This is a genomic window from Shewanella sp. 10N.286.45.A1 (assembly GCF_041470405.1).
In the GTDB taxonomy this organism is placed as follows: Bacteria; Pseudomonadota; Gammaproteobacteria; order Enterobacterales; family Shewanellaceae; genus Shewanella.
This window is the reverse complement of record NZ_JBFRMK010000382.1, coordinates 1-6058: the sequence shown is the minus strand read 5'-3', so window position 1 is coordinate 6058 and position 6058 is coordinate 1. Positions and strand designations below refer to the sequence as shown.

Sequence of the window (6058 nt, the reverse complement as noted above, 5' to 3'; positions counted from 1 at the left end):
GCTGTCTATGTATTTTATGATGGCTGTCTATGTATTTTATGTATTTTGCTTGTCTATGTATTTTGCTTTTCGGGCATTTAACGCCGCGCTCTGCGGAAAATTTGGAGCGCAACGGAAAATTTGTCCGACAGCAGCGCTTTGTTATGCCATGAGTTCTGCAACATTAACAGAGAACTCCGACTCTAAATAACTTACTGTTTCTGGCTGGCCATCTAATGAAGCCCGAACGAGCTGTGACGTAAATATTCCACTTTTAGACTTCCATTTTGCCTCAGTACGTGGAACAGCTTTTACCCAGTTTACGAGTGCAACATACTCCGATTTTTCAGGATCATTGGAATTCTCTGAAATATTTGGGCATTCAAGTTCCTTTTGAAGCAGTGGCACATTATCAATTAGGACTGCTCGTACAGGGAGTGCGCACTGGGTTATTTTACCAATACCAACAAATCCACGCCCTTTTAAATATGCCGCAATAAGATCGCCTTTTTGCAACCCCAGCATTGCATCTCTGAATCTTGGCGCTTGTCCTGCTGAGATAAAGCCAAATCTAATATAATCATCCCAGTTACGATGAATGCCTTCGCCAACATTGTAGTAATAGAAGCCATTTTGGAAATCAAAGCCAGAAAGATTCTTATGTAGTGCGTCATGCGGCCTAAAATTATCTGCATAATGACCAGATGATATATTTGTTAGTTGCTTTCCTAGCTTCCAAAGGAGCGTTTTTTCCACCAGCAAGGCATCATGTTCGGATAAATTACGAGCAATAACTCGAATAATTGGCTCCAAACCTTCTCTTTTTATTGCTTTAATTCTTCGGGACTTTTCACTATCTGAGTTTTCGCTCAGGTGAGCATCCTTCCTAGAGCCTTTACCCTTACCGTAGTAAAACTCTTCGAAATTTCTTGGGTCGATGTATACGTAAACGTAATAGTTATTCATAGCACCTTAAAGGCATAACAGCTTATTCATTAGTCGCTCGATAACGTTCTTAGCAACTCGTTAATTTTTTAACAAGCTATCACTGCTAAGGCATTGCTGTAAATAGATAATTTCTAAGTCTAGGTTACATAAATTGCCTTGTTGTGTGCGGAGAAAGAGAGCCTAGGGTGTTCAATGGGTCCGTGTATCACTTTTTTACATTTGTCATAAGTCTGATTTTTATAGGTTTTGTGAAATGTTAAAAAATTATCGATGCCTAGCAGGACCAGTTTTTGGCATCTTTATTTACGCCATCCTTGGCCATTCTGCGGTTTCACCTGAGCTTCAAGATGGGAGGAATGCCTAACTCTGTATGCAACGGGGCTAGATATGAAGGCCTTAACTGCATCTTCACTAGGTTATTAAAGAGTCAATACTTAGCACTTGTGTTTTAGCTTTAGCGGTTTCCCCGTAAACATCTGAGCCTAAAACTATTTCAATAAACTCAAAGAATCAAATCTCCCCCCGTTGGAAATTTTGCTTTTCAAATTTCGCCGGGGCGCTGAGGGATTGCCAAGGGGCGCAAGCGCTTTGCCCCTTGGCTCGGGCGTGGGCGAAGCCCCACGACTTTGATTTAGATTTGGTTTTGAATTCGAAGATAATAGCCATTAGTAATGGGAGCTAACACGTTTTGGGGCATTTCCGTACTAGAAGCCTTGCCACTACAGTACAAATTAAAACACCAATTATCCAAGTGCAGATACGGTCGCGACCGTCCATGACATAGACGTCATGGCCGAGCTTCCATGGATGGACTTGTTGCGTGTCACGGCAGTGTCTACACATGCGATCGTTCATTCACATTTAACCCATAGGGATATGGGAAATGTCATAATGGTGTCGGGAACACAAGTTCAAACAGGTTGCTTGGCAACACAATTCAAAAATGTAATCAGTCTTCATTCGAAGGCCAACTAACTTTGAGACACATCCCAGTTAACCACTAGCAAAGACAACTCCAATGGCTTGCAGTCAGCAAGCTGCAACTAGCCGCGCTTGCACCACATCTCAACTTACCACTATGGCTTTTTCACTATCACCATAGGCCGTGGTATATTAGCGCCCATAATCATTCAGGCAGTTAAAAAAGGTCATTTCATGAAAATCGGTATTATTGGCGCTATGGAGCCAGAAGTTGCGCATTTAGTTGAATCGATGGAAAATTCGACTTCTACCACTATTGCGGGTATCGAGTTTGTCGCCGGTCAATTAGCCGGAAAAGACGTTATTGTCACTCGCTCTGGGATCGGTAAAGTTACTGCGAGCATCGCGACGACACTGCTTATTGAAAAATATGCACCCGATGTCATTATCAATACAGGTTCTGCAGGCGGTTTCGCCGCTGATCTTGCTATTGGCGATATTGTTATCTCATCAGAAGTGCGTCATCACGATGTTGATGTGACCGCTTTTGGTTATGAAATAGGCCAAATGGCACAACAACCAGCGGCGTTTATTCCAGATGCTGCGCTGGTCGCAGCGGCGCAAAAAGCCGTTGCTAGCCTAGGCGAAGTGAAAGCAATTGAGGGGCTAATTTGTACTGGTGATAGCTTTATTTGCGATCCGGTGCGAACTAAGACTATGTTAGAGAACTTCCCTACAATGGCAGCGTGCGAAATGGAAGCGGCGGCAATTGCTCAAGTATGCCATCAGTTTAGCGTTCCTTTTGTGGTTATCCGTTCGCTTTCAGATAATGCTAACGATGACTCAGCAGTCGATTTTGACGAATATATTGTTAAAGCGGGTCTGCATTCAGCGTTGATGGTTATCGCACTCATAAAGCAACTGTAAAGCTAGGTTTTTAGCCAACAGAATAAGGATACATCAGCCACTATGGTTCCGGAGTTTACAAAAATCTTCTCTCAAGATAGTCAACTTTATATCGGTGCCTTAGTGCTGTTGATGTCGATCCTTTTAGCACGTATGGCGCCATTACCGCGCCAGCTGCAACCTCTGGTGTGGCTAAGCAATTTAGCGTTAAGTTTAAGTGTAAAAGTTAACCATACTCACCGTGCGGTATCGCAACAGGTCATTGCAGGGGTGTTATCAACATTACTTTTAGTCATCCCCTTCTGGCTCATTATCAGCTTTTTTATCGAACTTGCTGAGTTTCCGTGGTTTTTTGAAGCTTTAGTTATCTACATTTGCCTGCAAGACGATCACTTCAGATATATTGCCCGCGAAGTATCCATTGCGATACAACGGGATAATAAAGGCCGCGCCCGTGCACTATTACAGCCTTGGCTCAATCGCAGCACTCTGTCTTTGTCTAGTGTCGGTTTGAGTAAAGTCACCATTGAACGTTTAGCTACAACCCCAACCTATGGCATTGCCTCTACCGTGCTGTTTTATTGCATTGGGGGAGTACCATTGCTGCTAGCGGCGAGAATGCTTAAGCAGTTAGATAATGTTTGGCCAGTTTATAATCCACAGTATCGTTTCTTCGGCATTGCAGTGTATGCACTGAGTAGTATTGTACATTTCATTCCCGCTAAACTTTGGAGTTTTACGCTTGCGATTCAAGGCGGTCCAAAAAGTTTAGCCGTACTACTGAACCCAAAAGTCAATGCGCCTCCAATTGTTGAGTATCAAACCAGTGCCGTTATCGCTAGCGCGCTCAATGTTGAGCTCGGCGGCCCCGCTAAATTTCAAAGTGGTAAAAATATCGATGAGAAAGTTATTTTACCCAAATTAAAATATGGCCGCTTGCCCGAAGCCAGCGATATTCAACGTGCATTAAGGTTCAACTCGATTGCATTTGGCTTATGGAGCTTTGCCATTATCCTGCTGCCCGCAATATGGGGAACCTTACGCATGTTAAATAGCTAATTGGACTATTATCTGGCTACGATTCACTAGTGAGTTATAATTCAACAATCAGCTGTAAATTCAAGCAGAAAAATATCACTTCCTTGTATATATTATTGGCATAGGTATTATTCTTAATTTGGTTATTATCTCCGTTACGGGCTTTCGATTTGCTAGATAACATACATGTATCGCTTACTACACCTGCATTGCTATTTCCGGCAATTTCTTTGCTTTTGCTCGCCTATACCAATCGTTTTTTTGCCTTAGCCGCACTTATTCGAAATTTGAGCGCTGACGGCCAACCCATCCACGACAGCCAGCTTAAAAATTTACGTCAACGAATTAGTATTATCAAAAGAATGCAAGAGTCCGGTGTGCTCAGTTTTGCACTGTGCGTTTTGTGTATGATTTTTATCTATATTGGCTTTAACAAAATTGGCTCGCTGATCTTTGGTTGCAGTTTGTTGTTATTGCTTTATTCACTGCTGTTATCTGTCATTGAAATCCGCATCTCTGTCGATGCATTAAACATCCACCTGAAAGAGATGGACAAATGATAGATTGGATCTATTTTTTCGACCTGTGCGGTACCTCGGTATTTGCCCTATCTGGTGCACTGGCAGCTGGTCGACATAAAATGGATCCGTTTGGGGTGATTGTATTGGCCTCTGTTACCGCCGTGGGTGGCGGCAGTATTCGCGATGCGATATTAGGCGCTACGCCTGTGTTTTGGATCCAAGACCCTAACTATATTATTGTAATTTTAGCGACCGTGCTGCTGACACTGATATTTGTGCGTAAACCCAAACGCGTACCTAGATATATCTTTCCTGTGGCTGATGCCCTAGGTTTAGCGCTGTTTACCATTATTGGCGCTGAAAAGGCTCTGAACCTAGAGCTAGGCGGTATGATAGCGGTAGTGATGGGACTGATTACGGGAGTCGGTGGCGGCATTATTCGCGATCTGCTTTGTCAACAAGTGCCGATGGTACTGCGCACAGAAATTTATGCGACAGCATCAATTATGGGTGGGATCTGCTACACCATTAGCTTATATTGGGGAGCGCCAGATATGTTTGCGCTGCTGTTTGCTATGGCGACCGCATTAATAATAAGATTAGCTGCAATACGCTGGCATCTATCTTTACCTGCATTTGACTTAAAGACCCAACAAAAATGAGATTACAATTATTTAGTTTACTCCTGGTTTTTTTCAGTTTGCCAAGCTTCGCCAACATCGGTGACATGCCTAAAGAGCAGCAACTAGCAGTTAAGTATATTAAGGCTCTCACTAGCCAAGATTACGCAAAGCTAACCTCATTTTATAATCGTGACAGCGTGTTTAATGATAGAACGGCTAAGCGTAAATACACCGGGAAACGCCACATATTAAGCTTTTTAAAACGCGCTCATCGCGGTGTGCTGGAGTACAACTTTAATATTGAACATATGTATAATTCAGGCTCTTTAGTTGTTCTAATTGGTAACTACCACTATAAAGGCCCTGGCGAGCAGTTTGGTAAGCCTGGTCGTATTATTGACCTCGCTATTCCAGGAGTGACCACCTTAAACTTAGACATGACCAATCACCGGGTAAAAGAGCATCAAGATCTAATGGACTATCAAACCATGTCAGATCAGCTATCTACTCAATAACCGCTAAAACCTGCGAGTAAACTGCAAACTGGATATATTCCGTGGCGCTGGATCGCATTTTAAAACTGCTGTAGGAAACTTTTTCAATCTGACCTGTCAAAGCAATAGAGACACATTTTTTTGCTGTAGGTTGTTATGAGTTTTATCAATATTATTCGTACCCTTTTTGCTTTTTCAGCCCTGTTCTGCAGCGCTGCGTCGGCCTATGACAACCCCATAGTGGTGTCTTATGCTGTGCAGCCAATAAACAAGTTTAATCAGCAACTTGATCAAGCTCAGCAGGAGTCTTTAAAGTGGACGCAGGCGCCGGAATCTATCTCTGAACACTATTCAGGTGCTAACTTTACCTTAGCGAGAATTAAAAATTTCAATGGCAAAGTGGTCACTTACAGTGTTAGTCAACAGAACAGTAAGCACCCAAAAATGTTATTGATATTGTCGATGGAGAAACAGAAAGGTTTGTGGAGTGTAGATGCAGCTAAGCTTACTTGGCAATGTAAAAACGGCCTGCACTTTGGTACAGACCGTTGTCAATAATCAGCGCTTTATGAGCACTGTGGCGGTATAAGTCTTTATATTGAAATAAAGCCTTATACCAATCAGTATA

At 42.7% G+C, this 6058-nt stretch carries 7 protein-coding genes; 6 read left to right on the top strand and 1 reads right to left on the bottom strand.

Translation table 11 applies throughout. From position 1 onward, the window contains the following. Nucleotides 1–141: 141 nt before the first annotated feature. Nucleotides 142–945: an LEM-3-like GIY-YIG domain-containing protein gene (locus AB4238_RS21665; RefSeq protein WP_372035621.1), complete on the bottom strand. Its 804-nt coding sequence runs from the start codon at nucleotides 943–945 to the stop codon at nucleotides 142–144. Between the two features lie 1137 nt (nucleotides 946–2082). On the opposite strand from AB4238_RS21665, the gene mtnN reads away from it, so the two are divergent. The 6 genes from mtnN (at nucleotide 2083) to AB4238_RS21635 (ending at nucleotide 5988) form a co-directional block, all read left to right on the top strand. Beyond that, nucleotides 2083–2775, top strand: a complete 693-nt coding sequence (mtnN, locus tag AB4238_RS21660; protein ID WP_220739089.1) for a 5'-methylthioadenosine/S-adenosylhomocysteine nucleosidase — start codon at nucleotides 2083–2085, stop codon at nucleotides 2773–2775. A gap of 111 nt (nucleotides 2776–2886) precedes the next feature. Further along, nucleotides 2887–3813, top strand: a complete 927-nt coding sequence (locus AB4238_RS21655) for a cobalamin biosynthesis protein (RefSeq protein ID WP_372035617.1) — start codon at nucleotides 2887–2889, stop codon at nucleotides 3811–3813. 161 nt (nucleotides 3814–3974) lie between these two features. Further along, complete coding sequence (locus AB4238_RS21650; RefSeq protein ID WP_371991951.1) at nucleotides 3975–4352, top strand: DUF2721 domain-containing protein; 378 nt, start codon at nucleotides 3975–3977, stop codon at nucleotides 4350–4352. After that, nucleotides 4349–4975, top strand: a complete 627-nt coding sequence (locus AB4238_RS21645) for a trimeric intracellular cation channel family protein (RefSeq protein WP_371991799.1) — start codon at nucleotides 4349–4351, stop codon at nucleotides 4973–4975. Before AB4238_RS21650 ends, AB4238_RS21645 begins: the two co-directional genes overlap by 4 nt. Next, nucleotides 4972–5451 carry a nuclear transport factor 2 family protein gene (locus AB4238_RS21640; protein WP_372035615.1) on the top strand — a complete coding sequence of 160 codons (480 nt, stop codon included), beginning with the start codon at nucleotides 4972–4974 and terminating at the stop codon, nucleotides 5449–5451. The genes AB4238_RS21645 and AB4238_RS21640 overlap by 4 nt, the downstream gene beginning before the upstream one ends. 135 nt (nucleotides 5452–5586) lie before the next feature. Continuing rightward, nucleotides 5587–5988, top strand: a complete 402-nt coding sequence (locus AB4238_RS21635) for a hypothetical protein (protein ID WP_372035613.1) — start codon at nucleotides 5587–5589, stop codon at nucleotides 5986–5988. Nucleotides 5989–6058 lie beyond the last annotated feature (70 nt).